The 26899-nt window shown below is 49.0% G+C and carries 28 protein-coding genes; 18 read left to right on the forward strand and 10 right to left on the reverse strand.

Features of this window, described 5'->3' with window-relative positions; genetic code table 11:
• Positions 1-230: 230 nt before the first annotated feature.
• Together V7D78_RS10475 and trmA are read left to right on the forward strand one after the other, a co-directional pair.
• Positions 231-716, forward strand: coding sequence for an RNA recognition motif domain-containing protein (locus V7D78_RS10475; RefSeq protein ID WP_333608399.1), 486 nt, complete (start codon positions 231-233; stop codon positions 714-716).
• 118 nt (positions 717-834) lie between these two features.
• Complete coding sequence (trmA, locus tag V7D78_RS10480; RefSeq protein ID WP_333608400.1) at positions 835-1923, forward strand: tRNA (uridine(54)-C5)-methyltransferase TrmA; 1089 nt, start codon at positions 835-837, stop codon at positions 1921-1923.
• On the opposite strand, the gene fabR is transcribed toward trmA, so the two are convergent.
• Positions 1920-2528 carry an HTH-type transcriptional repressor FabR gene (gene fabR, locus V7D78_RS10485; protein ID WP_333608401.1) on the reverse strand — a complete coding sequence of 203 codons (609 nt, stop codon included), beginning with the start codon at positions 2526-2528 and terminating at the stop codon, positions 1920-1922. The genes trmA and fabR overlap by 4 nt on opposite strands.
• A gap of 98 nt (positions 2529-2626) precedes the next feature.
• Between fabR and V7D78_RS10490 the strand changes: the two genes are divergently transcribed.
• The 3 genes from V7D78_RS10490 to V7D78_RS10500 all read left to right on the forward strand — a co-directional run bounded on the left by V7D78_RS10490 (position 2627) and on the right by V7D78_RS10500 (position 6750).
• Positions 2627-3745 (forward strand): acyl-CoA desaturase, encoded by a 1119-nt coding sequence (locus tag V7D78_RS10490; protein WP_333608402.1) that lies wholly within the window; start codon positions 2627-2629, stop codon positions 3743-3745.
• A 79-nt stretch (positions 3746-3824) separates the two neighbouring features.
• Positions 3825-5252, forward strand: a complete 1428-nt coding sequence (sthA, locus tag V7D78_RS10495) for a Si-specific NAD(P)(+) transhydrogenase (RefSeq protein ID WP_442886526.1) — start codon at positions 3825-3827, stop codon at positions 5250-5252.
• 130 nt (positions 5253-5382) lie between these two features.
• Positions 5383-6750: a TonB family protein gene (locus V7D78_RS10500; RefSeq protein WP_333608403.1), complete on the forward strand. Its 1368-nt coding sequence runs from the start codon at positions 5383-5385 to the stop codon at positions 6748-6750.
• A gap of 51 nt (positions 6751-6801) precedes the next feature.
• Here V7D78_RS10500 and hemE read toward each other — a convergent pair whose 3' ends face one another.
• Both hemE and nudC read right to left on the reverse strand, forming a co-directional pair.
• Entirely contained in the window at positions 6802-7878 is a 1077-nt protein-coding gene (gene hemE, locus V7D78_RS10505; RefSeq protein ID WP_333608404.1) for a uroporphyrinogen decarboxylase, read from the reverse strand.
• 284 nt (positions 7879-8162) lie between these two features.
• A complete protein-coding gene (nudC, locus tag V7D78_RS10510; RefSeq protein ID WP_333608405.1) occupies positions 8163-8963 on the reverse strand; it encodes an NAD(+) diphosphatase in 801 nt (266 codons plus the stop codon).
• 161 nt (positions 8964-9124) lie between these two features.
• Here nudC and rsd point away from each other — a divergent pair, with 161 nt between their 5' ends.
• The gene (rsd, locus tag V7D78_RS10515; RefSeq protein ID WP_333608406.1) at positions 9125-9610 is read left to right on the forward strand and encodes a sigma D regulator; all 486 of its coding nucleotides are present in this window, start codon (positions 9125-9127) and stop codon (positions 9608-9610) included.
• A gap of 64 nt (positions 9611-9674) precedes the next feature.
• On the opposite strand, the gene V7D78_RS10520 is transcribed toward rsd, so the two are convergent.
• Positions 9675-10403: an FKBP-type peptidyl-prolyl cis-trans isomerase gene (locus V7D78_RS10520; protein ID WP_333608407.1), complete on the reverse strand. Its 729-nt coding sequence runs from the start codon at positions 10401-10403 to the stop codon at positions 9675-9677.
• 105 nt (positions 10404-10508) lie between these two features.
• On the opposite strand from V7D78_RS10520, the gene V7D78_RS10525 reads away from it, so the two are divergent.
• Together V7D78_RS10525 and V7D78_RS10530 are read left to right on the forward strand one after the other, a co-directional pair.
• Positions 10509-11480 carry a WD40 repeat domain-containing protein gene (locus tag V7D78_RS10525; protein ID WP_333608408.1) on the forward strand — a complete coding sequence of 324 codons (972 nt, stop codon included), beginning with the start codon at positions 10509-10511 and terminating at the stop codon, positions 11478-11480.
• A complete protein-coding gene (locus V7D78_RS10530; protein WP_333608409.1) occupies positions 11473-11700 on the forward strand; it encodes a SlyX family protein in 228 nt (75 codons plus the stop codon). Before V7D78_RS10525 ends, V7D78_RS10530 begins: the two co-directional genes overlap by 8 nt.
• A gap of 29 nt (positions 11701-11729) precedes the next feature.
• Here the strand turns inward: V7D78_RS10530 and V7D78_RS10535 are convergent, their stop codons facing one another.
• Complete coding sequence (locus V7D78_RS10535; RefSeq protein WP_333608410.1) at positions 11730-11936, reverse strand: YheV family putative zinc ribbon protein; 207 nt, start codon at positions 11934-11936, stop codon at positions 11730-11732.
• A gap of 100 nt (positions 11937-12036) precedes the next feature.
• Here V7D78_RS10535 and V7D78_RS10540 point away from each other — a divergent pair, with 100 nt between their 5' ends.
• The 3 genes from V7D78_RS10540 to V7D78_RS10550 all read left to right on the forward strand — a co-directional run bounded on the left by V7D78_RS10540 (position 12037) and on the right by V7D78_RS10550 (position 14695).
• The gene (locus V7D78_RS10540) at positions 12037-13950 is read left to right on the forward strand and encodes an ATP-binding cassette domain-containing protein (RefSeq protein ID WP_333608411.1); all 1914 of its coding nucleotides are present in this window, start codon (positions 12037-12039) and stop codon (positions 13948-13950) included.
• Positions 13951-13963: 13 nt separating this feature from the next.
• Positions 13964-14446 (forward strand): TIGR02444 family protein, encoded by a 483-nt coding sequence (locus tag V7D78_RS10545; protein WP_333608412.1) that lies wholly within the window; start codon positions 13964-13966, stop codon positions 14444-14446.
• Between the two features lie 102 nt (positions 14447-14548).
• On the forward strand, positions 14549-14695 hold the full coding sequence (locus tag V7D78_RS10550) for a DUF3149 domain-containing protein (RefSeq protein ID WP_333608413.1): 147 nt from the start codon (positions 14549-14551) through the stop codon (positions 14693-14695).
• Between the two features lie 59 nt (positions 14696-14754).
• Here V7D78_RS10550 and fdxA read toward each other — a convergent pair whose 3' ends face one another.
• Positions 14755-15078 (reverse strand): ferredoxin FdxA, encoded by a 324-nt coding sequence (gene fdxA / locus V7D78_RS10555; RefSeq protein ID WP_333608414.1) that lies wholly within the window; start codon positions 15076-15078, stop codon positions 14755-14757.
• Between the two features lie 170 nt (positions 15079-15248).
• Between fdxA and V7D78_RS10560 the strand changes: the two genes are divergently transcribed.
• Together V7D78_RS10560 and V7D78_RS10565 are read left to right on the forward strand one after the other, a co-directional pair.
• Positions 15249-16871, forward strand: a complete 1623-nt coding sequence (locus tag V7D78_RS10560; protein WP_333608415.1) for an NAD(P)/FAD-dependent oxidoreductase — start codon at positions 15249-15251, stop codon at positions 16869-16871.
• 5 nt (positions 16872-16876) lie between these two features.
• Positions 16877-17662 (forward strand): CLCA_X family protein, encoded by a 786-nt coding sequence (locus V7D78_RS10565; RefSeq protein WP_333608416.1) that lies wholly within the window; start codon positions 16877-16879, stop codon positions 17660-17662.
• A 20-nt stretch (positions 17663-17682) separates the two neighbouring features.
• Here V7D78_RS10565 and V7D78_RS10570 read toward each other — a convergent pair whose 3' ends face one another.
• The 3 genes from V7D78_RS10570 to V7D78_RS10580 all read right to left on the reverse strand — a co-directional run bounded on the left by V7D78_RS10570 (position 17683) and on the right by V7D78_RS10580 (position 21290).
• Entirely contained in the window at positions 17683-19059 is a 1377-nt protein-coding gene (locus tag V7D78_RS10570; protein WP_333608417.1) for a sensor domain-containing protein, read from the reverse strand.
• Positions 19060-19161: 102 nt separating this feature from the next.
• Entirely contained in the window at positions 19162-20715 is a 1554-nt protein-coding gene (locus V7D78_RS10575) for a GMC family oxidoreductase (RefSeq protein ID WP_333608418.1), read from the reverse strand.
• A gap of 71 nt (positions 20716-20786) precedes the next feature.
• On the reverse strand, positions 20787-21290 hold the full coding sequence (locus tag V7D78_RS10580; protein ID WP_333608419.1) for a hypothetical protein: 504 nt from the start codon (positions 21288-21290) through the stop codon (positions 20787-20789).
• Positions 21291-21342: 52 nt separating this feature from the next.
• Here V7D78_RS10580 and V7D78_RS10585 point away from each other — a divergent pair, with 52 nt between their 5' ends.
• The gene (locus tag V7D78_RS10585) at positions 21343-22344 is read left to right on the forward strand and encodes a hydrolase (protein ID WP_333608420.1); all 1002 of its coding nucleotides are present in this window, start codon (positions 21343-21345) and stop codon (positions 22342-22344) included.
• Entirely contained in the window at positions 22341-22586 is a 246-nt protein-coding gene (locus V7D78_RS10590; protein WP_333608421.1) for a YheU family protein, read from the forward strand. Before V7D78_RS10585 ends, V7D78_RS10590 begins: the two co-directional genes overlap by 4 nt.
• A gap of 21 nt (positions 22587-22607) precedes the next feature.
• Here the strand turns inward: V7D78_RS10590 and V7D78_RS10595 are convergent, their stop codons facing one another.
• Positions 22608-23375: a M15 family metallopeptidase gene (locus V7D78_RS10595; RefSeq protein ID WP_333608422.1), complete on the reverse strand. Its 768-nt coding sequence runs from the start codon at positions 23373-23375 to the stop codon at positions 22608-22610.
• Positions 23376-23549: 174 nt separating this feature from the next.
• Between V7D78_RS10595 and V7D78_RS10600 the strand changes: the two genes are divergently transcribed.
• The 3 genes from V7D78_RS10600 to V7D78_RS10610 form a co-directional block, all read left to right on the forward strand.
• A complete protein-coding gene (locus V7D78_RS10600; protein ID WP_333608423.1) occupies positions 23550-24341 on the forward strand; it encodes a UDP-2,3-diacylglucosamine diphosphatase in 792 nt (263 codons plus the stop codon).
• 80 nt (positions 24342-24421) lie between these two features.
• Entirely contained in the window at positions 24422-25957 is a 1536-nt protein-coding gene (locus V7D78_RS10605; RefSeq protein WP_333608424.1) for a Bug family tripartite tricarboxylate transporter substrate binding protein, read from the forward strand.
• Between the two features lie 27 nt (positions 25958-25984).
• Positions 25985-26899: tripartite tricarboxylate transporter permease (locus V7D78_RS10610; protein ID WP_333608425.1), on the forward strand; the 915-nt coding region annotated here is incomplete at its 3' end.

Genomic DNA, 26899 nt, shown 5'->3' on the forward strand with positions numbered 1-26899 from the left:
AGCACCCCTTGGCATGGCGCGCATTATAGGGGGTTTTAGCAAGGCTGCAAGGGGTTTTTGTTCAAAATAGCCCACTTAGTGCTTATTTGACTACAAATGCATCTTCTTGCTGCTTTTGACAACAAACCCAGTTTTATATAAGCCAATTTTAATAGTTGGCTGCTTACAAACTAACCGCTAAGATGTAGAAGCTCGAATCTGTTGCTTTTGATTTTAATTAGGAAATGACTATGTTGCCGACTTTACGCTCTTCTTTACCTTACTCTATGGCAGTGGCTGTCGCTGCCTTTGCCCTTTTTTATTTTTTGCCTGACTTTAATTGGCCACAGCAAGTCTATGTGGTAATAGGTGTATTACTTTGCGGCATATTGATGCCGGTACTTTTGGATGTTAAAGGGCCAGCAGTGCCACCGTCATCAGCAGAGCTTGCTGTTGACTATAATGGTGACACCGCCACGCTTTATGTTGGCAATCTGCCGTACCGCGCAAATGAAGATGCGGTCAAAGAATTGTTTCAGCGTTTTGGCGTGGTAATAAATGTACGCCTGATGAAAGACCGCCAGACTGGCCGGCGTCGCGGCTTTGGCTTTGTTGAAGTGGCCGCAAAGGATTCAGCAAAAATGATTAATAAGCTGAATGATTTTGAGTTTCAGGAGCGCACCTTAAAAGTGCGTGAAGCAAAAGAGCGTCAGGACGACGACAATCAGTCAGAATAATCATTATGACGGCCATCAGCAGTGGATTATCTGCTGCTGATGGATTTTACCACGCTGCTTAGGTTGGCTGAACATCGAAAACAGCATAAAATAGCTCTTTTGCTTTAATGAGTATGTTATGCGTTTAGCACAGGTTTTCCCCGAAGAGTATCAGACACAGCTTGCCGACAAACAACAGTGCCTTACTGAGATACTAGAACGCTACCGCTTACCACAGATGAGTGTGCACCCTTCTGGTGCCAGCCATTACCGTCAAAGAGCCGAATTTCGGATTTGGCACAATGGCGAAGATATTTATCATGCGATGTTCGATCCTGAAACTAAACTAAAAGTCCGCATCGACAGCTTTCCGGTCGCCAGCAAGTTAATTGCCGATTTTATGCCTGTGTTGTTGCAGCACTTGCAACATAACCATCAACTTCGTTACCGGCTGTATCAGGTCGACTACCTGGCTACCTTGTCGGGTGAGTTATTAGTTAGCCTTATTTATAAGAGAAAGTTGGATGAACAGTGGCTTGCCGCAGCCCAGAAACTTACTGATACGCTATTACCCGAATGGCCGGTGAAGTTTATTGGCCGCTCACGTAAACAAAAACTGGTGCTGCAACAGGATTATGTCACTGAGCAATTTGAGGTGAATGGCCAAGCTTTACGCTATCAGCAAGTAGAAGGCAGTTTTACCCAACCCAATGCCGGTGTTAATCAACAGATGTTGCAATGGGCGGCTGAGATCAGTCAGTCACTACATGGGGATTTATTGGAATTATACTGCGGTAATGGCAATTTTTCTTTAGCCTTAGCCAGTCAGTTTCAGCAAGTGGTCGCCACTGAGTTATCCCGCACCTCAATTAAATCTGCACAATACAATATTGCGTTAAACAACATTAGTAATGTGCAGGTGTTGCAGATGTCTGCTGAAGATGTAGCTGAGGCACTTAATAACGGCAACTGCCTGAAACATATTGACTTGACAGGAATGCAGCTCAATACAGTGTTGGTCGATCCTCCCAGAGCAGGGCTTGACCCGGCCACGCTACAATTGGTCAGTCGCTTCAATGATATTCTGTATATTTCCTGCAATCCACAAACCCTGGCTGCCAATCTGGCAGAATTAACCAGTAGCCATAGTATTGTGAAGCTGGCACTGTTTGATCAGTTTCCTTATAGCCAGCATATTGAAACCGGTGTCTGGCTGCGCAAAAATTAAAATTTTACTTTTCGGCCATAGCTGGCGGCGCCATGTGCCAGCCAGCGTAACTGCATAATAGTTTTTTTAGTCAGCTGCTGATATTGCTCCGGCGGCAAGTCTAACGCATCAGCACCACTGTGAAAGACTAAGGTGACCATGGCTTCTGCTTGCAATTGGGCCAAATCATCCGGGCACTGGGTTTTTTTACGCAAATAATGCGCCAGCTCTGCGGAAAAATGTTGAATTTCACGAGCTACTGCAGCACGAAATGCTGCTGAGGTACCTGAGCGCTCACGAAGCAGTAAGCGAAACACGTTGGCGTTATCTGTGACAAACTCCATAAAGGTTTCGATAGAGGTACTTATGACGCTACCATTGTTTTCAATACGTAACCTGGCCTGGCGCATCAGCTGACGTAGCATTAGTCCAGCTTCATCAACCAGCGTCAGTCCTAACTCATCCATGTCGGCAAAGTGCCGGTAAAACGATGTAGGGGCTATGCCCGCTTCACGGGCAACTTCACGCAAACTAAGGCTGGCAAAACTTTTCTCGGCGCTAAGTTGGGTAAAAGCTGCGTCAATAATTGCCTTGCGGGTGCGCTCTTTTTGTTGTGCTCGACTCACGACACATCCTGTTCAACCTAAATAGTTATTATATACCTTGACCTGCTCACTCTGGCTAGTTAAATTAGCGTACAGTTGTAAGCTCAAAGTATTTATTAATGAAAAAAGCACCGATTATCTGGACTAATGTCATTTTATTCAGCAGCACTTTTCTGGTGGCAACTCTTGCTGTGCCTTACTATGCAGTGACCGTTGGCTTTAGTGCCTTGGAGATTATCGCCTTAATCCTTACCATGGGTTACTGCGGCATCTCTATTACCGCTGGCTACCACCGCCTATGGTCACATAAAACTTATGACGCTCACCCCATTTTGCAATGGATTTTTGCTATAGGTGGCGCTTTTGCATTGCAAAACAGTGCTATTCATTGGTCTTCCGATCATCGGGTGCATCACCGACACGTCGACAATAATGAAAAGGATCCCTACTCTGCCGGCCGCGGCTTTTGGTACAGTCATATTGGTTGGATGCTGCGTGATTATCAGGGAGCTGAATACCATGATTATAGTAATGTACGTGACTTGCAAAAAAATCCTATCTTAGCTTTTCAACATAAATACTATCTGGCACTGACGTTAGTCACTAACATAGGTATTCCGCTATTACTGGGCTGGCTGAGTGGCAATATGCTTGGCATGATTTTAACCGTAGGTGTGCTGCGTTTAGTTTTAAGCCACCATTTTACCTTTTTTATTAACTCTTTAGCCCATATTTGGGGTACGCAGCCTTATACCGATCAGAATTCTGCGCGAGATAATGGTGTGTTGGCTTTTTTAACTTATGGAGAGGGTTATCATAATTACCATCATATATTTGAATATGATTATCGTAATGGCATTCGTTGGTGGCAGTTCGATCCTACTAAATGGCTGATCAAGACCTGCTCCTGGTTAGGTTTGACGCACAATTTACGCACTGTGCCAGAGGAAAGAATTGTACTGGCAAAAGCTAAAATGCAATTACAAAGGGCTCAGGCTAAAGCGCAACTCTTACCTAATGCAGAGCAGTTATTAATATTGCTGGAGCAAGAATACCAACTGTTGCTCAGCCGGATGCAGGATTTTTATCAGTTGAAAAAAGATTTAATGCTCAAACAACGTGAAAAACTGCTAGACCAATACCATGCCTATGATTTTAAGCTGAGGTATATGGAACTCAAACAACACTTTTTGCAACAGCAAACCCATTGGCGACGCTTAACCGCGGCATTGCAATAATCATAAAAAGAGGCTAACGCCTCTTTTTTTGTATTAGATACCTGTTATGCTTATTTTTTAGCGTATTAGCGGTGGGAGCATGTCAGTGGCAGACAAGAAAACGGATATAAAGCAATCTTATGATTACGATGCTATTGTCATCGGTACAGGGCCTGGTGGTGAGGGTGCGGCCATGTATCTGGCAAAAAGTGGTAAAAAAGTTGCAGCCGTTGAACGCTATAAATCTGTTGGCGGCGGCTGCACGCACTGGGGCACTATCCCTTCAAAAGCATTACGGCATTCAGTCAGCCGTTTAATCGAATTTAAAGAAAACCCATTGTTTCAACTCGACGAGCAACATACTCGCTTAACCTTCCCACAAATATTAAAACATGCTGCTGGCGTCATTCGAAAGCAGGTGCTGTTGCGTAGTGGTTTTTATGACCGCAACCTGGTTAAAATCCATCAGGGCGAAGCGCGTTTTGTCGATGCACATCACATAGAGGTAATGACTCAGGACGGCAGTCATTATACGATTAGTGCAGAAACCATTGTTATTGCTTCCGGCTCCAGACCCTATCACCCGCCTAAGGTAGATTTTACCCATCCTCGAATTTACGACAGTGACACCATTTTATCGCTGGCTCATGATCCCCGACATATTATTATTTTTGGTGCTGGCGTCATTGGCTGCGAATATGCATCTATCTTCAGAGGGTTAGGCGTTAGGGTGGATTTGGTAAATAACCGTGACCGACTATTGTCTTTTATGGACACCGAGATTTCTGATGCGCTGAGTTACCATTTCTGGAATTCAGGAATGACCATTCGACATGGTGAAGAATTTGCCCATATTGAGGGTCGCGATGACGGAGTTATTTTGCACCTGCAATCGGGTAAGAAAATGAAGGCTGACTGCATTTTATTTGCCAATGGCCGTACTGGTAATACAGATATGCTGAACCTTGCAGCAATAGGATTAGCAGCTGATGGCCGGGGTTTAATAAAAGTAAACAATAAATACCAGACCAGCATAGACAATATCTACGCTGTCGGCGATGTGATTGGTTATCCGAGTTTAGCCAGTGCCGCTTATGATCAAGGCCGTCTGGCAGGTGAAGCTATTGTAAAAGGTAACCTGGATGGGCACCTTATCGCTGACATTCCTGCAGGTATCTACACCATCCCGGAAATGAGCTCAGTAGGTAAAACAGAACAGGAATTAACGGCAGCCAAAGTACCTTACGAAGTGGGCAGAGCACAATTTAAACATTTGGCTAGGGCGCAAATTGCCAATACCGGCGCCGGCAGTTTGAAACTGCTGTTTCACCGCGATACATTAGAAATTTTAGGGATCCATTGTTTTGGAGAACGTGCAGCTGAAATCGTCCATATTGGCCAGGCAATTATGATGCAGAAAAATGGTGGCAATAACCTGAATTATTTCGTTCATACCACCTTTAATTACCCTACTATGGCTGAAGCCTACAGGGTGGCTGCGCTAAATGGCTTAAACAGGCTTTTTTAGTTTAGCTTTTGATTTTAAATAGATTTTCCCAAGGGCGCAGTTAAGTCTATTTATTTTTGTTTTGGCTGACAAATCGTTGTAAACTCGGATTGTTAACAACATAAATAACTTAAGTAGTGGAGAAACGCTAATGGCATTGTTTCGTGTCGGAATGGCCTGTTTGCTGGCTTCTTTATGCTGGCCGGTGCTGGCAGATTTTCCTACCGCCAAAGCCCTGTTTGACCAAGGTGAATACGCCCTGGCCAAACCACGGCTCGAAAAAATGGCTGAGCTGGGTCATTTAGAGGCACAATTTTTAATGTCACGTATCTATGCCGATGGTTTGGGTGTAGAAGCCGATATTAATCGTGCATATGCCTGGGCACTGATTGCCCGTGAGCGTGAGCATCCTGAAGCAGATCGCCAGTATCGTTCGCTGCGCTCTAAACTCGATTCGCGGCGCGATGGTAAAGATACCTATACTGAGTTGAATATGCGCTTTGGTAAGGAAGCGTTATACAGCAATCTTTACCCCAATGCTAACCGCTTCGTGATAAGTGGCACTCAGCAAGTTAAACCATTAAGCCAGACAGAACCAAGTTACCCTTCTTACCTGGAGCGCAGTGGTATTGCAGCTTGGGCGATAGTTCACTATGACATTAATGAAGATGGCAGGGTTGATAATGCTAAGGTGATCGCCTCTTTCCCGGTAGGTGCAATTAGTGATGCAGTGCTAAGAGCAGTTGAAGGTTGGCGCTTTGAACCTCCACGCGATCTGTATGGTGACACTATGCGTTTAGAAATGCTGTCACATGCATTTACAGTCAAAGCCAGTGCAGGCTCGCAAACCCGACGCTTTCAAAGGGACAATCAAGACTACCTTGAAGCCATCGAAGCGGCCGCTAAGGCTGATATCGCCGAATATCAGTATTTGTTTGCTATATTGGCAGAAAATAATTTGGTGCGTGATCAGCAACCACTGAATTGGCACCAGCGTGCCGCTATTAATGGCCACCCACAAGCGCAATACCGACTTGCGCAATGCCTGATTAGCGGCAATGGTTGCGATCGTGACCCAAGCAAGGCCGTGAACTGGCTGGCCATTGCTGCTGATGGTGGCAATCCGAAAGCAGGCTACCTGTTAGCTAAAGAATTACTGGACAGTAATAACGTTGATTATGACCCGAAACGAGCTGCCCGCTATCTGGAAACAGCAGCACTGGCCGAGTATATGCCCGCAATTACTGACTATGCTGCTTTATTAGCCATGTCAGATGATCCGGCGATCCATAATCCAGAAAAAGCTATCCGCCTGGCTGAGCAAGGTCGAGCGATAGATGCTAACAACCCGAACTTGTTATCCACCTTAGGTGTTGCCTTTATTGAGATGGGACAACAACGCCGCGGCGAGTCGTTATTACAGCAAGCCATTGAAGAAGCAAGACGCCGTAATTGGGTCACGGCTAACTTCGAAGATTTATTGCTAGATTACCAAACTTCTATGGCCGGGACTCAGTAAACTGTTTCGCCGCCATGCCAGTTCACTTTGGCATGGCGGCGTTTAATATCTTTATTCCAAGCTAGTATCCATGTGATAGGTTTGGCTGAAAGACTGAACTGCATCAATGAATATACCCGCTTTCTCCGGATCCACATCGGGTGTAATACCGTGACCCAGGTTAAATACATGACCACTGCCCTGACCATAACTGTCAAGAATGGTCTGTACTTCTTGCCTGATCCGCTCAGGTGAACCCAGCAATATCGACGGATCCATGTTACCCTGTAACGCCACTTTATGACCAACTCTGGCGCGCGCCTGACCAATGTCAGTGGTCCAGTCTAAGCCCAGCGCATCACAGCCGGTAGCCGCCATGGTTTCAAGCCATTGACCACCATTTTTAGTAAACAAAGTTACCGGCACCTTACGACCATCGGCTTCCTTGGTTAACCCATTCACTATGGTTTGCATATAGCTTAAAGAAAACTCTTTATAATCGCGTGGTGTCAGCACGCCACCCCAGGTATCAAAAATCATCACAGACTGTGCACCTGCAGCAATTTGCGCATTCAGATATAAAGTGACACTTTGTGCCAACTTATCTAACAGCATGTGCAACACTTCAGGTTCACTATACATCATTTTTTTTATGATGCTAAAGGTTTTACTGCCGCTGCCCTCCACCATATAAGTAGCTAGGGTCCAAGGGCTGCCCGAAAATCCAATTAACGGCACACTGCCATTCAGCTCTCGCCTGATGGTTCTTACGGCATCCATCACATAGCGTAATTCTTGCTCTGGATCAGGAATCGGTAAGTGAACCACATCCATAAAATCACGGATTGGCTTACTAAACCGCGGGCCTTCGCCCACTCCAAAAGTTAACCCCAATCCCATAGCATCAGGAATAGTTAAAATATCACTAAACAGTATGGCCGCATCCAGCGCATAACGACGTAATGGCTGTAACGTCACTTCGCAGGCGAGTTCTGGGTTTTTACACAGCGACATAAAGTCACCTGCCTGGGCACGGGTAGCACGGTACTCTGGCAAATACCGACCAGCCTGGCGCATCATCCACACCGGCGTTCTGTCTACCGGTTGTTGTAACAAAGCTCTGAGGTAACGATCATTTTTTAGTTGCATTAGCGGCCGCCCATTAAAAAGTTATAGGTATTTTACCATCAGTCAGCCAGCCAGACTATGCTTAAGCTGCTTAGTGCATGGTTAAAGCTGTTTTCATTATGCTACAAGCGCTACCATCAGTATTTTTTCTGCCATAAAGCCTAGGTTCAGCTTTTTAAAATTGGGGCTTGTATAGCTGTAAAGTATCTGCTATAAAATACTTGCGCTAGTAAAGATATAACAAGTAAGAAGCTCGATACTACGAGACCATGCATTACCTAGTTAAGCCACATTTTGTGGCTTTTTTATTGTCCGGATTTTGCCCTTTGCTGCAATTGCAAAATAATTTGGCCTGACAAGGTTTCTGCCGGCGGCACTGAGGGTAAATTATCCAAATCAAACCAAGCGGCCTCTTCGATTTCTTGCGGTTGGCATACGATATCCCCTGACACATAGTCAGCGATAAAGCCTGTCATAAGCGAGTGAGGAAAAGGCCATGGCTGGCTACCCACATACTGCAAATTGCTGATCGCTATACCCACTTCTTCCATTACTTCTCTGACGGCAGCCTGTTCCAGCGTTTCCGCCGATTCCACAAATCCGGCCAGAATGGAGAAAAATCCGGCTTTATGCCGGCTGGAACGCGCCAGTAAAATCTGTTGTTGCTTGCGAATTCCCACTAATACACAAGGCGCAATCCGCGGATAACAACGATGGCCACACTTATGGCACAAACTAGCTAGCTCCCAGTTCACCAGGTGCATGGCGCTGCCGCACTGGCCGCAAAACCGGTGTGTTTGCATAAATAACGCTACCTGCACCGCTCTGGCAGCCAATTGGAAAATGACGGGCCCCTGCATCAATAACTGCCTTGGGTTATGCCAGCATGCATCATCCGTTATCTGATCATCATGCACTATCAGATAACAAGACCGTTGCTCAATCTGTCCCAGTAGACACGCCTTTGTAGGGTCGAGTTGTAACGGCAAGCTTGCAAAAGGCCCTTGCGGCAAAGTGCCATCTGGCAGTAAATAAAGCCGTCCCCGATTTACAATGCACCACAACGCAGAATCATCGGCAGTCAGCTTTACACTGTGTTTAATCATTTTAATTCCTTTTTAGTTTGCACTGGGCCATTTTATCGGAGATGCTGCCTATCATACTGTCACTGACAGAGCTGACCAATAAAAAATCGGTTGATTTTTTGGGTGAAATTCATTCTAGTAGAACATAGTGCAGAGCCTATTCTGCATTTAAGGAGCAGGTAATGTACAGCCGGGTTAAACAGGCACAACAAAAATGGGGCGGTTCTTTGTCAGCCATCGATAAATGGTTAGATGAACGGCAGCAATTAATAGTCAGTTTTTGTAAATTAGCCGGCTTGCCACCCTTCGAAAAAGATCGCCATACCCTGCCTGCGCAAGACAAAGTAACCGATTTTTGTCAGTTGCTAATGGATTATCTGTCTGCTGGTCATTTTGAAGTCTATGAGCAGATCGTTGCACAATGTGCAGTAAATGGTACTGACAGCCGGCAACTGGCTGATAGCCTTTATCCAAAAATAGCGGTATCCACCGATCTGGCCTTAACGTTCAACGATAATTATGCCGAGCATTTAAGCACCCGGCATAGTGCGGCCTTTGACCGTGAATTGTCCGATCTTGGCCAGGCGTTAGAACATCGCTTTGAATTGGAAGACCGGCTAATCGATACCTTGTATCACAAACATACTGATCAACCGGCCACAGCCTGATATCCAAAATACAACAAGCGGCCTGAGCCGCTTGTTGGGAGTAACACTGTAGCTGACTCAGCACTTATTCGCCGCTGATTATGTCCAGTAATTCTACTTCAAATACTAATACGCTATGTGGACGGATAGTTCCCATATCGCGCTCACCATACGCCAGTTCAGATGGAATGGTAAAGCGGAATTTAGACCCCACGTTCATTAATTGTACACCTTCAGTCCAGCCAGGAATAACACGGTTTAACGGGAATTCAGCAGGCGTACCACGGGCCACTGAACTGTCAAATTCAGTACCGTCAGTCAGGGTACCAACATAATGTACTTTTACCACATCAGTGGCCACAGGCTTTTTACCATCAGCTGCTTGCAGTACTTCATACTGTAAACCTGACTCTGTTACGATAACGCCTTCTTTAGCAGCATTCTGCTCTAAAAATGCTTTACCAGCAGCAGCAGCTTTGGCGCTTTCAGCTTGAGCCAGTTCTTCTTGTTTTTCACGGTATTGTTGATCCAACACCATCAGCAGTTGTTGGATATCTTCATCACTGATGTCTGATTTACCCGCCAGACCATCCTGCACACCACGTAAAATCAGCTGACTGTCTAATTCGACAGAAATTTTGCTGTATTCTTCAATGGTGCTTTCCAGGTAACGGCCAGCTGACACACCCAGGCTATAGGCTTGTTTAGCTTGATCAGTGTCCAACACAGGAGCAGCAGGGGCTTGCTCTTTCTGACAGGCACTCAGGGTAAACATAGCAACAGCAACTAACGATAATTTAGTGGTTAAGCGCATTCTTTTCTCCAAAATATAAGCAGCGGGGCTGCGAAAGTGTGTTTTAATAATTATCCGCGTTCTGGCCTATACTAACGGTTTGTGCAGATGAGGTTAACACCCGCAATGAAATATCCTTGGCTTTTGCTGGTTTTTTTTCTAACCAGCTGTTCAAAAGTCGATACTCAGCCGCTTCAGCAGTGGCAACATGTGGCCCAGGGCAGCTATAGCGCTGCCCTATCAACAAATGGCCGCTTCAGTGCAGTATCATCTATCCAGGATGGCGTGGCCTACTGGGATATCCATAACAATGCCCTGCTCTACTACTGGCGACACCAAGAAGACAGCGATAATCTGGTATTTAACCTGGCGATCAGTGACGATAACAGCCACGTTTTTACTGCCGATAGCAATACCTATGCTTTATGGCGCACCAATGACGGCGCTAATGTCGGCTTTTGGCAACTGGACAATGCCACAGTGCGTGATATAGCCGTGTCCAATGCCGGCCGTCACTTACTGATTGGCAAAAGCGATGGCGCCGTACAGCATATTACACTGCAAGAAGGCCGCCGCCTGGAGTTTTTAGGCCACACTGAACGTATTAACAGTGTTGATATGTCACCCAATGGCCGCTATGCACTTAGCGGTAGTAACGACTACACAGCACAGCTGTGGGATACTCAGACCGCACAAGTGCTATATAGTTTCCCACACCCTAGTCGGGTAACAAAAGTCGCGCTGGATCCGCAAGGCCGCTATGCCTTTACCGCCGACAGTCAGAATCTGGCACAAATCTGGGACATTCAAACCGGCGCCCGCATCAGTCAGTTACAATTTAGCGCCCGCCAACAAGTCTTTAGTGCCGTGCGCTTCAGTGCGGATGGCAAATACCTGTTGACCGGCGCACCGACCCGCAATCTGGCGTTATGGGACGTCGCCACTGGTAAACAACTACAACGCTGGCGGGTAAGCCCTCGCACCGGTAGCCGCCCACCCAGCGCCGTAGTTCATGCAGTGGCTTTTGATGGCACTGAGCGTATAATCAGCGAAAGTTCCAGTGGCTTTGCCGAGGTATGGGAAATAAACTATGAGTGATATACCAGAAGAAATACAAATGCACCTTATTGATTTGGAAAGTAAAATTGCCTTCCAAGAAGATAACATCCAAAGCCTGAATGATGAGTTGCATCAACATCAACGGCGCATTGAACTATTACAGCGTCAGGTACAGATGCTGGCCGAAAAACTCCATCAATTACCGGATGACAGTGGCATTTTACGCACTGATGAAGAGCCGCCTCCGCCGCATTATTAATCCCCACGCTAAAATATCAAGGCCATGTATTACTCAGGTTTAAAGACCCCAATCATAGTTTCGCTATTGCGCACTGCCTTCGCAACCTGTGGCTCAGGTTGCGCCATTTGATGGCCACAACTGACACACTCCACTTTCTCAACATTGTTTTCCAGAAAAAGCATTAAGGTATCTATGGCTTTACATTGGGGGCAGGTGGCTCCGGCGATAAAGCGTTTTTTCTTGCGAACAGTCATAGTGATCCCATTTGATTGCCAGCAATTTTCAGCTTAGCCCTTGGTTTATGTTGGTTATAGCGTAAAATTGCCGCCCTAGTTCAGTATTACAGGTAAAAGCATGATCCAGTTACAGCAGGTAGAACTGCGCCGCGGCCCGCAGGCCTTATTTACTAATGCCGATCTTACCGTATTTCCGGGGCAAAAAGTCGGAATTATTGGTGCTAATGGTTGCGGTAAATCCAGTCTGTTTGCGCTACTGCAAGGCAAATTGCATGCCGATGCCGGTAATATAAACATCCCTGAACGCTGGGTTATTTCTACCGTGGCCCAGGAAACCCCAGCGCTGGACTGCAGTGCTATGGATTACGTGCTACAGGGCGATGAAAAGCTGTTTCCGCTGCTGCTTAAAGTTCGCAGTCAATGCAGTGAAAGCGATTTAGCTGCAGTACACTTACAAATTGAAGCACTCGACGGCTACCGCGCTGAAGCCAAAGCTGGCGTGTTACTCGATGGCTTAGGTTTTGCTGGCGATGCCCAGCAACAGCCGGTTAAATCGTTCTCGGGTGGTTGGCGCATGCGCCTGAACCTGGCCAAAGCACTAATGCAGCCGGCCGAGTTACTGCTGTTGGATGAGCCAACCAACCACCTTGATTTAGATGCCGTGCTTTGGCTGGAAAAATACCTGGCTAATTATCAGGGCACCCTGTTATTGATAAGCCACGACCGCGATTTTCTCGATGCCGTGACCGACAATATCGTGCATATAGAGCGCCAGACCCTGACCTTATACAAGGGCAACTACAGCCAGTTTGAGCGCCAGCGTGCTGAGCAATTGTCGCAGCATCAGGCCAATTACGAAAAACAACAGCTTCAGGTTGCCCACCTGCAAAAGTTTATCGACCGCTTTAAAGCGCAGGCCACCAAAGCCCGCCAGGCACAAAGCCGGATTAAAGCACTGGAGCGGATGACCATACTAGCGCCAGCCCATGTTGATTCGCCCTTTAGTTTTAGTTTTCGCGAGCCAAAATCACTACCTAATCCGCTGTTGAAAATGGAAAACGTGCAGGCCGGCTATGCTGACCACGTGATCTTAAGCCAGATTAAATTTCAGCTGTTGCCGGGCAGCCGGATTGGTTTACTGGGTCGCAATGGCGCCGGCAAATCGACACTCATTAAGCTGCTGTCGGGCAGCATGAAGCCACAAAGTGGTGACATATGGTATGCCAATGGCGTTAGCCTGGGCTATTTTGCCCAGCACCAGCTGGAAACGCTGCGCCCGCAAGACTCACCCTTGCAGCATTTGGTGCGACTGGACCCGTTAGTGCCCGAGCAAAAGCTGCGCGACTTTCTGGGTGGTTTTGGTTTTTATGGCGATAAAGCGCTGGAAGCCTGTGCGCCCTTTTCCGGCGGTGAAAAAGCCCGCCTGGTACTGGCGTTAATCGTCTATCAACGGCCTAATCTGTTACTGCTGGATGAGCCCACCAACCACCTCGACTTAGATATGCGTGAAGCCATAGTGATGGCCTTACAAGAGTTTGAAGGGGCTATTGTTATTGTTTCGCATGACCGGCATTTACTCAGCAGCTGTACTGATGAATTTTACCTGGTGGCTCATGGCCGGGTTGCGCCCTTTGATGGTGACCTGACTGATTATTACCAATGGCTGCAGCAAGATGCGCGGCAAAGCGCCTCTGCCGCCACTCAGGCTGACAGCAGCCCGGCCAGCCTGAATGTAGTGCGCAAAGATCAAAAACGGCTGGAAGCCGAGCTGCGTAATTTACTCAGGCCTCTCAAGCAAAAGGTGGAGAAGCTGGAACAACAGCAACAAAAACTGACCGAGCAACTGGCCAGCATAGAACAACTGCTGGCCGATGCAGATATTTACAGCGCTGAACGCAAAGCCGAGCTGACGGCATTATTAGCAAATCAAGCCAGTGCCAGCAGCAGTTTAAGCAGCGTTGAAGAAGACTGGTTTATAGCGCAGGATGCGTTAGAGCAGCAAACTGAGCGCTTTTGGGATAGTAATAGCTAAAGGCGAAAGAACAATGGTTAACACCCAAGCCCCCAGCGCAGAACAACTTTGGCAATTCAGTCTGGCGCTATATGCAAAAGTACAGCCGCTGTGTCTGCAGTGGCAGGATAACTTTGGGCTAAACGTTAACCTGCTACTGTTGCTCTGCTATTTAGAGCAGCATCAGCTTAGCTTATCATCAAGCCAGCTGCAGCAACTTGCTGCTACACTGGATAGCTTTAGCCGCGACTTTACCAAGCCCCTGCGCCAGCTTAGGCGTAATAGCAGCCAGGCACCCCTTACCCCAGCGCGACAGCAACAACTGAAGCAGGCGTTACTAAAAGCCGAATTAGTAGCAGAGCAACTGGAGCAGCAGTTACTGCTGGCGCACTGCCCGCCGCTGAGTTTAACCGCAAAGCCATTAATTGAGCTTTATCTGGTTGTGCTAAACGTCGATATCCCTACCTTAAGCGGTCAATTGTTTGATCTGCGTCAAGCTCTACAGCAACAGCGTTAAGCCAACGGTGAAAATTTGATCTGTATCAGTTCAGCCGCGACATAGCTTGCCTAAACTGCACGCATTAACACTGTTGTTATTGCAGCTAAAGAGGGCAAAGTTATGAACCTGTGGCATGAATTTTTAAATAATCCGGTAATTTTTATTTCTTTCACTGGCCTGGCGATTGTCATTGGCTTATGTCTGTTTTATGCAGTGTATTTTATCTATAAAATTGACCACGATACACCAAACTCAAAGCAAGACTAACTGATGTGCTAACGTTTTAAGCTGTGGTTTAACGCTGAAGTTTGAGATGGATTTAACGGCTAAGTTTCAAGGTAGCCAAGTTTATCGGCAACGCCGTTCCAGGCATCAGCATCCGCAGGTGGCGCTTTGACTTCGCGGATATTAGGCCACAGCTGGGCCAACTCGGCATTAAGCTGAATAAAACCGTGCTGCTCGGCAGGCACCTTGTCTTCCTGCACTATGGCATTAGCGGGGCACTCCGGCTCGCACAGGGCGCAATCAATACAAATGGTCGGGCTGATGGCCAGAAAATTCGGCCCTTCAAAAAATGCATCTACCGGACATACCGCCACGCAGTCGGTATATTTGCATTTAATACAGTTATCCAGCACGACAAAGGCCATAATGGCTCAGCTCCACGGTTCACAAGCTGTAGATCATACTGCAGCACACTAAAAAATCAAACCCCAGCAAAAACCCTTACGGACAATTAAGTCAGCTTGGCGTAAAATAACGATATCTTGTGAGCGGCTGGCCTGTTGCCTGGTCGCAATGACACCGATATGGAACCTTTATGCTGCGCCTGACCGAAATTAAACTCCCACTAAACCACGATGAAAATACGCTAACTGCGTCTATTTTAAGCAAATTGCAACTAACCCCAGAGCAGCTGCACAGCGTTACTATATTTAAACGCGGCTTTGATGCCCGTAAAAAAACCGATATTCAGCTTATTTACACCCTGGATATCGAAGTTGACAACGAAGCGGCGCTGTTACATAGCTTTGCGAAAGACCCTCACGTTAAACCCTCGCCAGATACCCGCTATAAATTTGTTGCTCAGGCTCCCGTTAATCTTGCTGAGCGGCCCATTGTGATTGGCCTTGGCCCCTGCGGGTTGTTTGCCGGTTTATTACTGGCGCAAATGGGCTTTAAACCGATTATTTTAGAACGTGGTAAAGAGGTCCGTGAGCGTACTAAAGATACTTTTGGTTTTTGGCGCGGCAAAGAGTTAAACCCAGAGTCGAACGTGCAGTATGGCGAAGGCGGCGCGGGTACCTTTTCTGATGGTAAGCTGTACAGTCAGGTAAAGGATCCTAAGCATTATGGCCGCAAGGTCATGAGCGAATTTGTTGCGGCCGGTGCACCAGATGAAATTATGTATGTCAGTAAACCCCATATCGGTACCTTTAAACTGGTGGCGATGGTAGAAAAAATGCGGGCAAAGATTATCGAACTGGGCGGGGAGATCCGCTTTAGCAGCAGAGTAGATAAACTGCATATTGATAACGGTCAGCTGACCGGCTTAACCCTGGCCAGTGGCGAGCAGTTGCTCAGCAAGCACGTGGTACTGGCCGTAGGCCACAGCGCCCGCGATACCTTTGAAATGCTATATAAGCAGGGTGTTTATATTGAGGCTAAGCCCTTCTCCATCGGTTTTCGGATAGAGCATGAGCAATCAATGATTGATGAATGCCGCTTTGGCCCTAATGCTGGCAACCCGATTTTAGGCGCGGCCGATTACAAACTGGTGCATCATTGCAGTAATGGCCGCACAGTTTATAGTTTTTGTATGTGCCCCGGTGGTACTGTTGTGGCCGCAGCCTCAGAACAAGGCCGGGTGGTGACCAATGGCATGAGCCAGTACTCAAGGCACGAACGCAATGCTAATAGCGCCATCGTAGTAGGCATAGACCCTGAGCGTGATTACCCTGGCCACCCACTGGCCGGTATTGCCCTGCAGCGCCAGTTAGAAGAACAGGCGTTTAAACTGGGTGGTGAGACTTATCATGCGCCGGCGCAGCTAATTGGCGACTTTTTAAAAGGCAAACAGTCGGACGAACTCGGCGAAGTTAAGCCCTCATATACCCCCGGCATTACCTTGACCGATTTATCCAAAGTGTTGCCCGACTTTGCCATTGCCGCCATACGCGAAGCCATACCGGCCTTTGATCGGCAAATCCGGGGTTTTGCTAAAGCCGATGGCTTGCTGACCGGCGTTGAAACCCGCACCTCATCGCCTATTTGTATTAAACGTGGTAATGACTACCAGAGTATCAATGTAAAAGGCTTGTATCCGGCGGGGGAAGGCGCAGGCTATGCCGGCGGCATTTTATCAGCCGGTATTGATGGCATTAAAGTGGCAGAAGCGCTGGCACTGGCGATGCTGGATGCTGATTACACTGCATCTTTATAAAGGCCATGTCTGACGGACTCAGCCGGCAATACTACCGCAACGGCCCGCCACACCGGGCCGGTGCCGATGTCAGTTTTGGCGATCTGGTCAAGATCTTTGGCTTTAACAGTATTCATATTGGCCGCTGGGTGCAAAGCGCCGAGCAGCAGCAGGCAGCCAATTTGTTCTTTGATGCGCTGTGCGATTTGCAGCTGCTGCTGCAAGTACCGGAGCAGGTTATCTCACTGAATGGCAGTCTGGCATTAACCTATGGCATAGGTGGTCAGCGCGGCGTCTGTGCCCACTACCAGCCACAGGGTCGTATTTTAGCCTTGGCAAAAAACGCCGGTGGTGGCAGCCTGGCCCATGAATGGTTTCATGCCTTTGATCACTATATTGCCAGCAAGCTGTTCAGCCCTACACCAGCAGCAAACCGTTTTGCCAGCCGTTGCTGGCTCGATTCTTTGCCGCAGCATAGCCATCCATTAAATGAGTTGTTAAATCAGGCTTTTAGCAGTTTGTTTCTATCTGCTGATGGCAGCAACGAGAGTGATTTTTTTCGCCATTGCCGTACGCTTGATGCCAGCCGCCAGCAGTTGTACCTGGCAATGCCGGAAGAAATGGCCGCCCGCGCCTTTGAACATATGCTGCAACGCCAGTCCGTTAAAAACAGTTTTTTGGTATCTGGTACCCTGCAAAGCAAGGCTGCCAAGCTGGGCGTGTACCCGGATGAGGCGCTCAGTAACAGGCTTAGCCGTTTATGGCTAGCCTACTTCCGGGCTTTGGGGCAACATTTACGCCGACAAGGCTGATGGTGAATATCATTTAAAGGTTAATTCGCACTGCGGTTAAACAAAAACAGGCCATCACTCAACTTAACCTGGTTACCACCTGCTTTTTTTGCCAGATACATGGCTTCATCCGCACTGAGCAGCAACTCTTTTTGCTCCCGACCATGCTGGGGATATATAGCGACACCTATGCTAGGGTTTATCGACAGTTGCTGGCCATTAATTAAAAAAGGTTCAGCTAACCGCTGTCTGATATTTTCTGCCAACTGCCAGGCCGTAGCTTCGTCCTGTAATTGTTCCAGCAAGATCACAAATTCATCGCCACCAAAGCGGGCTGCCGTGTCAGTCTGGCGTATCGCTTGCTGTATTCTGCTGGCTGTTTGTTGCAGTAATCCATCGCCGACACTGTGACCATAGTTGTCGTTTACCTGCTTAAATTTATCTAAATCCAGATATAACAGCGCCAGCATACCCTGCTCCCGCTCCGCTCTGGCCAATGCCGAGTGCATGCGGTCCTGAAACAACTCACGGTTGGGCAGGCTGGTCAGTTGATCATAAAGCGCATGAAACTTTAATCGGGCCAGCATTTGTTTACGCTCAATGGTCAACGCCACCTGGGTAGCCACAAACTCCAGCATTTCCAATTCAGCCTGGCCATAACCCGCGGCTTGGGGTCCATGCTGTGCCATTAGCACGCCAATAATGCCGCTATGAGACTGTAAAGGCACCGCAAGTGCAGTAATGTTTGGCTGAATAACGCTAAGCGGCTTAGCAGTGGAGCATGACTCAGCCGGCTTGCTGCGGTATAGCTGACTCTGGCCGCTATGAATAACCCTGTGACACAAGTCACTGGCTAATGGACTAGCCGCCACTGCAATAGCCTGTTCACTGCTATAGACGAAACTTAACCCTTTTTTATGGTCATAACGGGCAATAATAAAGCGCTGCACCGGCATTAAACCGGCAATGATTTGATGTAGTTGCTGATACAGCTGATCAATATCTTCTGCCGCAAAAGCGGCTTCTGAAATCGCATACAACGCCGCCTGACGACGCTGCGCTAATTTAAGGCTGCTAATGTCGCGAGCCACTGCTATCCGTTGCTGTTTATCTTCTGACCAACGTGCCGACCACAACAGATGCACCACGCTGCCGTCTTTACGTATATAGCGGTTTTCAAAATCCAGTTTAACCGCACCCTGGTTAATTTGCTCAGCGGTCGCCAGCGTCAACAGCATATCCTCCGGGTGAATAAACTCCAGCATTGAATGACCGAGCATTTCGTGTGGCTTATAACCAAAAATGCGCTCAGCACCGGGGCTGATAAATTCAAAACAACCGTGCTTGTCTACTACACAAATTGCATCCAGCAGTAGATCGATGTAGTTACTTAGTACCTTATAGCTCGGTTCGGACATGATCAGCTTCGCAGATAAATGTTGCTGCTACCCGGCTGCAATGCTTGGCGTTTGCTTGTAACAATAGCATGAAATTAATAAATGCGAATACGCTTCTGCCAACTATGTCGCTGTCAGCTCGGCCTGCAATTGCTGGCATTGCAGCCAGGTCAGGCCGTAAATAGTCAGTTGTGGGTTAGCGCCTAAGCTGGTGGGCAATATAGAGCCATCAAATATCGACAAATTTTGCAGCTGATGGTGGCGGCCCTGCGGGTTGACTACGCCTTTAGCCGGTTCAGCACTCATATTACAGCCGCCCATCACATGAGCCGAGGCCACAGTTTGCCGGTATTTTTGCATTGATAACTGCGCTATCGCTGCTTTTGCCTCGTGCCAGCTGTTGTAAAGCACCGCATCGTGATGAATAGGTAATACCTGCTTGGCCCCCGCCGAAAATTGCAGTTCAGCCATCGACAACAAGGCCCGGCGTGCGCCCTGCCACACATAATCGGTTATCGGGTAATCCAGCACAGGCTGCTGCTGGCTATCAAGCAACACGCTACCGCCCTGGCTTTGCGGATGAAAGCCATCGCGCAGCAGTGCTATGGTCACCTGCAGCTGATTAAACTGCTGCATTAAGGCCGCATGCTGCTGACCTGTGCCCAGCAGCTTTGTAGCCATCAATACCGGGTGTACAGGGGCGGCTTCCAGCTTATAGCCAATCTGATCGCTGGCTGGCCAAACAAATTGATCCGAGTAAATAGACTGCGGTGCCCCGGCATGGCCCTTGATATCTTCGGCAAACAATGCACCGCTGATCAGCGAAGGATGTAAATAAGTATGCTTGCCTAAGCGCCCGGACGGATCTGGCACCTTTGAGCGCAGTAAAATGGCCGGTGAGCCAATAGCGCCTGCTGCCAGAATATAATGTTTGGCTTTAATACTGACGTTAATATCGCGGCGTGGCTGAAAATACTGATCCACCGGTACCGCCTCTATACCGGTAATGTTATCACCCTGCCAGCTAAACTGTCTAACGGACAAGCGTGATATTAAGGTGGCGCCGAGCGCCAGCGCCGCCGGAATGGTACTAATCAGCATCGATTGCTTGCCATTAATAGGGCAACCCATGCCGCAATAGCCTAAATTGGCACAGCCATTCACATTGCGGCTAATAACAGTATATTCCCAACCCAGCGCCTGACAGCCGCGCTGCACTACACTGTTATTGCCATTAGGCGGCACAGGCCAGGGCTGAATATTCAGCCGTTGCTCGGCCCTGGCAAAATAGGGGGTTAAGTCGCTAGTGCCGGTGAAATTGAGGCCAAACTCGCTTTGCCAGTACTCCAGTGTTGGCTGCGGTGTGCGAATAGAGGTAGTCCAGTTAACCGTGGTAGAGCCACCGACGGTGCGCCCTTGTAATATGCTAATGGCCTGATCACGGGTCTTGCGGGCGGCCCCTTCCTGATACAAATTCGGATAAGCCCAACGCTCTTCCATCACAAAATCATCGCGGGTGTAATAAGCGCCCTCTTCCAGTAACAGCACCCTAAAGCCAGCCTGCGCCAGTTGCTCAGCGGCGATACCGCCGCCGGCGCCAGAACCAATAATGGCGATATCCGCGTCAAACTGCTGATCCTGCGTAAACTGACTGGCATCAAAGTGATTAGTTATCATTGTACGGTTCCCAAAACGTGTTTTCCAAGGCGGCTAAGTGTGGATTTCCTGATACCTGAGCCATTAACACCTCATCTGAAACGGGGAGCAGTATATGCCAATCGCTTCCAGTGCTCGGGCTGGCCATAATAAGCACCATATAACAGCTCGCGCAGCCCATGATAAGCTTGCTGCAATACCCCAAGATAACTGTCACGCCAGCTGTCCAGCAAAGCCAGCCGTTGCTGCATAGTTAACTCGGCCAGCTGCGTTAAATGGCCGGTCAGGCCCAGTTGGCTGATACGATTGGCTAACAGATTAAACAACTGGTGCAGCTCCTGCTGCTGGCGCAAGGGTAAAAATGGCAGAAAATCCTTGACCGCAGCTTTGGTACGCTCAAGCTCAGCCATCGCTAATGTCGCATCTTGCGGTAAAGCACCGTACAATAGTGCAGGTAACAGCGCTGACAACACTAAGTCTTGGTGGTTATCATCAGCATTCAGGCTTTGCTGCCAGCCATAATAGGTTAAGCCGGTGCCAACAGAGACTAAAGCCGCTAAGGCGATACCGGATAAAATAAATTGCCGCCGATCCATAGTGCTGCACCTTGGGTAACATTTAAACCATTGTTTATCAGGACACGTCCATTTGCAAGCTCAGTTCAGACCAGTCGTTCATACTCCTTTCCAGCCGGCCTGGTGGTTAAAACATGCTCATTTACAAACCATTTTTGCTAAGTATTTAAGCCCCAAACAGCGGCTAAACACCGTTGCTGAAATGTTCAACCTGCCCGATGGCGACGAGTTACAACTTAACTGGCTGCATAGCAACACCGCCAGTGCTGACAAGCCACTGTTGATTTTACTGCATGGTCTGGCCGGGGATATTAATAGTCACTATATTCAGGCGATGCTGGCGCAGTGCCAGCGGCTTAACTGGTCGGCAGTATTGCTGCACTTTCGTGGCTGCAACGGCAAGCCTAATAAACTGCCGCGCGCTTATCATAGTGGCGATACCGCCGATGCGGCGCTGGTGATAGCTGAGATACAACGCCGTTACCCGCAGCAGCCACTGGTGGCGGTGGGCTATTCACTGGGTGGTAATGTCTTGCTGAAATACTGTGGTGAGCAAGGCGCTGCTAACCCGCTTTCGGCAGCCATCGCAGTTTGCCCGCCATTGTCACTGTCGGCCTGCGCCAAGCGTATTAACAGCGGTAGCAGCAAGCTGTACCAGCGCTATTTGCTGGGAAGGTTAAAACGCAGCACCTTATTAAAACTTAAACAATTTACCGATTTTCCGCTGCCATTAACGCCAGAGCAGGTGCAAGGCTTTGCCAGTATTGAGCAGTTTGATGAGCACTATACCGCGCCAGTTCACGGCTTTAAAAATGCCCAGGATTACTATCAGCAAGCCAGCGGTAAAGCCTTTTTGCGGCACATTCAAATCCCAACGCTGATTATTCACGCTAAAGATGACCCTTTTTTATCTGATGAGGTGATCCCCACGCCTGCTGAGCTTAGCCCTTATGTGCAGTACGAGCTGACATCCGGTGGCGGCCACGTTGGCTTTGTCTATGGCAGCCCGTTAAAACCGCAATTCTGGCTGAACCAGCGCATCCCGGCCTTTATTAAACAACAGTTGGCTTTATGATTATTCCCTACACTGATATTAGCCCCGACACCCTGACTAACCTGATTGAATATTATGTGCTGCGCGAAGGGACCGACTATGGCGAGCAGGAAATGACCATGGCAGACAAGGTGCTGATGGTGCAGCACCAGCTGCAAAGCGGTGAGGTGGTGATTGTTTATTCCGAACTGCACGAAACAGTGAACCTGATGCCCAGGCAGCAGTTTTGGCAACAGACTGCCGGACAACCAGACTACAACTAAGCGGCTGGCTAAGGCGAAGCCTTAGCTGAGCGGCTGCAAAAAGGCACTGTGGCAATAGCCATCAGCCAGGCCATCACCGGCGATATCTACCTGCACCCAATCGCCCTTACTTTGTAACAACCACACCCGCTGGCCGGGCTGTAGGGTGCTGCTGATATCAAACTCGGTACCTGGACCTGCTCGCACTCTAAGTCCGGCACGGGCATTCACTATAGCTTGCGGCCGGCTGATGCTGATTGCTGGCGCTGGCTGCAGCTCAATAAACTCAGCACTAATGGCCGGACGTTCAGCTAATAAGGGCGGCATAGGCGGTGCTGACGGCTGCCCTTGCCAGCTGATAATAGCCTGGCGCAAATTATCAGCCCAATCACTGTCACCGCCTTGCGGATACTGCCCTGTCATCAGTTGCGACACTTGCAGGCCCTTTAACTGCAAATGCGGCAACTCCCAGCTCAGTGGTTCTAAGCCGACTTTGTTGGCCAACTGATGCAGCTTTTTCCAATGGTTTTTAAATTCACCGGTATCTGCCCAGCTCCAGCGGCCATTGACAAACAACACAAAATCGGCCGCCACCCCATACTGATGGTAAGATTGCCAGGCCATGGCTTTGGTCACTATATTGCCTGGGGTGGTTCGGCCCTGTTGATACAGCTCTCGCTGGCGCTGCGGCGAGCGAAAGCCCTCGAATAATCTGAATGGTAAATCTGCTTTGGTACACTCCTGCAACAAGCTACCTGCTTTTTCACGAAACACAGGATGCAGAGGCTCCAGCGCACTGTTTCTGCTCATAGAACGCCTCCGGAATAAATGGCGGCAACCATTACCGCACGGCAATCAGTATAGACAGTATTTGCTAAGGCAGCACATGGCCGGCAACTGTCAATAAAGGGTCAGATAACTGTCATAAGTTTGCCATTTACACACGGGATAGTAGCGCCTATCACTACTGTGCAAGGAATAACCATGTTCGAGTGCCGCGCTATCTTTATTTCAGACGTCCATTTGGGCTGCAAAGACTGCCGGGCTGATTACCTGCTCAGTTTTTTACAGCATACCCAGACCGATAAAATATACCTGCTGGGCGATATCGTGGACCTGTGGGCCATGCGCAAGCAAGTGCACTGGCAGTTAAGCCAAAATCAGCTGGTCAAAGCCTTACTGGATAAAGCCGAGCAAGGTTGCGAAATTATTTATGTACCGGGTAATCACGACGAGGCGCTCAGGCTCTATCACGGCAAAAGCTTCGGCAATATTAAAGTGGCCCTGCGCAGCAGCCATACCACCTTACAGGGTAAAAAATTGCTGTTGCTGCATGGTGATGAGTTTGACAAAGACGTCAGTTTTGGCCCGTTGCATAACTGGCTGGGTGATACTCTGTACGATTTACTGCTGTTTTTAAACCGCTGGTTTAACCGCAGCCGGCGCTTGTTTGGTGGCAAGTATTTCAGCCTGGCTGCCTATATAAAACGCAAAGTGCCCGGTGCGCAAAAAGCCATAGCGCGCTTTCGCCAGGCGGTGGTCAATAAAGCGCTAAAAGGCGGCTTTGATGGTGTGGTCTGCGGCCATATTCATCATCCGGAGATCCGTATCGAGCAGGGCATTATTTACTGTAACGATGGCGACTGGATTGATAACTGCACCGCACTGGTGGAACAAATGGATGGCAGCCTGGCGCTCTACCACTGGGCTGAGCAAGCACAGCGCCTGGCCGCTATGCCACTGCAGCCGGTGGCCAGCAGCGCTAAGGCCGCTTGATGGCTTTCGCCTTATGCACTGACATATTTTTGTCACAGTTTATTGTTATAACCTAGCCTGGGTTGTCGCTTGAGGCTGTAATGACTTTTTTTGCTATCGCACGCCATCTGGCTCTATGGCTGTTGGCGCTTTTGCTGTTGCTGTTCACTGATAGCTCTCAGGCTGAAGCTGCTGCCACTGCCTATCCGCAACAACCCATCCGCATTATTGTTTACACCAGCCCTGGTGGCTTAATTGATCTGACCGCCAGACGCTTTGCTGAGATTGCCAGACGCTACACTGATGGCCAGCCGGTCGTGGTGCTTAACCGCCCCGGAGGCGGCGGTGTGGTGGCTTTTGAAGAATTACTGCAGCAACCGGCCGATGGCTATACCTTACTGGCCGTCACCCGCTCGAATATTTCAAAATTTGTGTCTATTGGCCGTGAGGATTTGCTACAGCAACTGGACTGGCATTCTTATCTGATGGCCAACCCGCATGTGTTGATTACCAATAAACACAGCGGCCTGATTAATTGGCAGGCCCTGCAGGATGATGCCAAAGCTAAGCAGGGCCGGCAGTTATGGCTGGGAGCTGATATTGGTGGTGTTAAGCATGTATCGGGCCTGAAAATGGCGGCTGGCGCTGAGCTTAACATGCGCTGGATCCCCTACAGTAGTGGTGGTCAGGCAGTGGCAGCGTTAATCGGCGGCCTGGGTGCGGCTTACCTTGGCAATCCGCGCGATGTGCTGGCATCTGATAATCTCAGCATAGTCGCCGTGGCCGCTGCGCAGCGGCTGGCGGCGTTTCCTGACGCCCCGACCTTTAATGAACTCGGTATAACCGGTTTAGAGCAGGAGCTGATTTGGCGCGGGCTGGCCTTAGCACAAGGGGTCGACCCGGCGGTCAGACAACAGTTAACGGCACTGGTTGAGCGCGTCACCACAGATCCGGACTGGCTGGACTTTTGGGTCAGTGACGGTGTTGAGCTGAAATACCGCGACAGCCAATATTTTCAGCCCTTAGTCGCGCGCGATATTCAGGAATTTCAGCATTATCTGGGCGAGTTAGGGTTAGTGGCAGAGACTAAAACAACCACTAGTGGTACCTTAGCCACCTCGCTGCTGCTAAGCCTGCTGCTGATGAATGGCTTACTGGCGCTACTGTTAATGCGCTCATCGCTGCGCCAGCATGCCGGTCAGTTGTTATTACCCGGCGCCTTTGTTTCATTGGCGCTGCTGTGTCTGTGGTTAAGCCTGTATCTGCCCCCTCCCTCATTGGCCGATAGTATTGGCGCCAGCGGCATACCGCGGCTATGGAGTGGTTTATTGTTGCTGTTGGCCTTATTGCAGTTACTGATGCTTAAAGGAACGTTGCAACGCTTAACGCCTGATCAGAGTCCCTCTGCCAGCCCGGCCTTACTGTATCGGGTATTTGCCCTGCTGGCGGCCTATGTATTATTGCTGCCGCTACTGGGCTACTGGTTGGCCAGCATGCTGTTTTTACCGGCGCTGTTGTGGTTGCTGCATTACCGGCAGCTGCGCACAATGTTAGTCTTAACCAGCAGCTGGTTAGCCTTTAGTTACCTGCTGTTTCAGCGTTTACTTTTAGTCGATTTACCAACAGGGTTCTGGTGATGACAAGCTTGTACCTGTGGAGCCACCATGCTTGAGCACTTGCTAGACTCTGCCGTCCAGTTACTGGCGTTTTGGCCATTAATGGCTATTGCCGGTGGCCTGATCATTGGCATTCTAGCCGGTGCCATGCCGGGCTTATCGCCGTCGATGGCAGTGGCACTGCTGGTGCCTTTTACTTATGGCATGTCGCCCATACTGGCGTTAATTTTACTGGTAGCCATTTATATTGGCGCCAATTATGGCGGCTCTATTACCGCTATTACGGTAAACACCCCCGGCACCGCCTCCGCAGTGGTCACCGCTATTGATGGCTATGCCCTGACCCGTCAGGGCCAAGCCGCCAGTGCGCTGGGTATTTCTATCGTTAGCTCTGCCGTTGCCGGTGTTATTGGCACCCTGGTATTAATCTTCTTTTCTGTGCCGCTGGCGGGCATCGCCGTTAAATTTCATCCGGCCGAATATTTTGCGCTGGCTATCTTTGGCCTCGCCACAGTGTCCTCGCTGGCGGGTAAAAACTCGTTAAAAGCCTTTATTACCGCAGTGTTAGGCTTACTAATAAGCACCCTTGGTACCGATCCGATTTCCGGTGCCGATCGCTTTAGTTTTAATATCAGTGCCTTATCTGATGGCTTTTTACTGATCCCGGCACTCATCGGCTTATTTGCGCTAAGCGAAGTATTTTACAGCATTGAAAAACGGGATTTCAAGCAGCCGACACCGGTTACTGCCGTCGCCGGCTGGCCAAAGTTTACACAGTACTGGAAGCTAAAGTGGGTCACCCTGCGCTCAGCCCTTATCGGCACCTTAATTGGCATTTTCCCCGGTGCGGGCGCGGTTATCGCCTCTTTTATCAGTTACGATATTGCCAAAAAATACTCCAGCACGCCTGAGCAATTCGGCCATGGCAGTCATGAGGGCGTGGCCGCTGCGGAGGCGGCGAAT

This window comes from Arsukibacterium sp., from assembly GCF_036735525.1.
Classification (GTDB): Bacteria; Pseudomonadota; Gammaproteobacteria; order Enterobacterales; family Alteromonadaceae; genus Alishewanella.

Excerpts from the sequence above, each read along its gene's own strand:
- V7D78_RS10475 (WP_333608399.1), top strand. The coding sequence starts at position 231 with ATGTTGCCGACTTTACGCTCTTCTTTACCTTACTCTATGGCAGTGGCT.
- trmA (WP_333608400.1), top strand. The coding sequence starts at position 835 with ATGCGTTTAGCACAGGTTTTCCCCGAAGAGTATCAGACACAGCTTGCC.
- V7D78_RS10490 (WP_333608402.1), top strand. The coding sequence starts at position 2,627 with ATGAAAAAAGCACCGATTATCTGGACTAATGTCATTTTATTCAGCAGC.
- sthA (WP_442886526.1), top strand. The coding sequence starts at position 3,825 with ATGTCAGTGGCAGACAAGAAAACGGATATAAAGCAATCTTATGATTAC.
- V7D78_RS10500 (WP_333608403.1), top strand. The coding sequence starts at position 5,383 with ATGGCATTGTTTCGTGTCGGAATGGCCTGTTTGCTGGCTTCTTTATGC.
- hemE (WP_333608404.1), bottom strand. The coding sequence starts at position 7,878 with ATGCAACTAAAAAATGATCGTTACCTCAGAGCTTTGTTACAACAACCG.
- nudC (WP_333608405.1), bottom strand. The coding sequence starts at position 8,963 with ATGATTAAACACAGTGTAAAGCTGACTGCCGATGATTCTGCGTTGTGG.
- rsd (WP_333608406.1), top strand. The coding sequence starts at position 9,125 with ATGTACAGCCGGGTTAAACAGGCACAACAAAAATGGGGCGGTTCTTTG.
- V7D78_RS10520 (WP_333608407.1), bottom strand. The coding sequence starts at position 10,403 with ATGCGCTTAACCACTAAATTATCGTTAGTTGCTGTTGCTATGTTTACC.
- V7D78_RS10525 (WP_333608408.1), top strand. The coding sequence starts at position 10,509 with ATGAAATATCCTTGGCTTTTGCTGGTTTTTTTTCTAACCAGCTGTTCA.
- V7D78_RS10530 (WP_333608409.1), top strand. The coding sequence starts at position 11,473 with ATGAGTGATATACCAGAAGAAATACAAATGCACCTTATTGATTTGGAA.
- V7D78_RS10535 (WP_333608410.1), bottom strand. The coding sequence starts at position 11,936 with ATGACTGTTCGCAAGAAAAAACGCTTTATCGCCGGAGCCACCTGCCCC.
- V7D78_RS10540 (WP_333608411.1), top strand. The coding sequence starts at position 12,037 with ATGATCCAGTTACAGCAGGTAGAACTGCGCCGCGGCCCGCAGGCCTTA.
- V7D78_RS10545 (WP_333608412.1), top strand. The coding sequence starts at position 13,964 with ATGGTTAACACCCAAGCCCCCAGCGCAGAACAACTTTGGCAATTCAGT.
- V7D78_RS10550 (WP_333608413.1), top strand. The coding sequence starts at position 14,549 with ATGAACCTGTGGCATGAATTTTTAAATAATCCGGTAATTTTTATTTCT.
- fdxA (WP_333608414.1), bottom strand. The coding sequence starts at position 15,078 with ATGGCCTTTGTCGTGCTGGATAACTGTATTAAATGCAAATATACCGAC.
- V7D78_RS10560 (WP_333608415.1), top strand. The coding sequence starts at position 15,249 with ATGCTGCGCCTGACCGAAATTAAACTCCCACTAAACCACGATGAAAAT.
- V7D78_RS10565 (WP_333608416.1), top strand. The coding sequence starts at position 16,877 with ATGTCTGACGGACTCAGCCGGCAATACTACCGCAACGGCCCGCCACAC.
- V7D78_RS10570 (WP_333608417.1), bottom strand. The coding sequence starts at position 19,059 with ATGTCCGAACCGAGCTATAAGGTACTAAGTAACTACATCGATCTACTG.
- V7D78_RS10575 (WP_333608418.1), bottom strand. The coding sequence starts at position 20,715 with ATGATAACTAATCACTTTGATGCCAGTCAGTTTACGCAGGATCAGCAG.
- V7D78_RS10580 (WP_333608419.1), bottom strand. The coding sequence starts at position 21,290 with ATGGATCGGCGGCAATTTATTTTATCCGGTATCGCCTTAGCGGCTTTA.
- V7D78_RS10590 (WP_333608421.1), top strand. The coding sequence starts at position 22,341 with ATGATTATTCCCTACACTGATATTAGCCCCGACACCCTGACTAACCTG.
- V7D78_RS10595 (WP_333608422.1), bottom strand. The coding sequence starts at position 23,375 with ATGAGCAGAAACAGTGCGCTGGAGCCTCTGCATCCTGTGTTTCGTGAA.
- V7D78_RS10600 (WP_333608423.1), top strand. The coding sequence starts at position 23,550 with ATGTTCGAGTGCCGCGCTATCTTTATTTCAGACGTCCATTTGGGCTGC.
- V7D78_RS10605 (WP_333608424.1), top strand. The coding sequence starts at position 24,422 with ATGACTTTTTTTGCTATCGCACGCCATCTGGCTCTATGGCTGTTGGCG.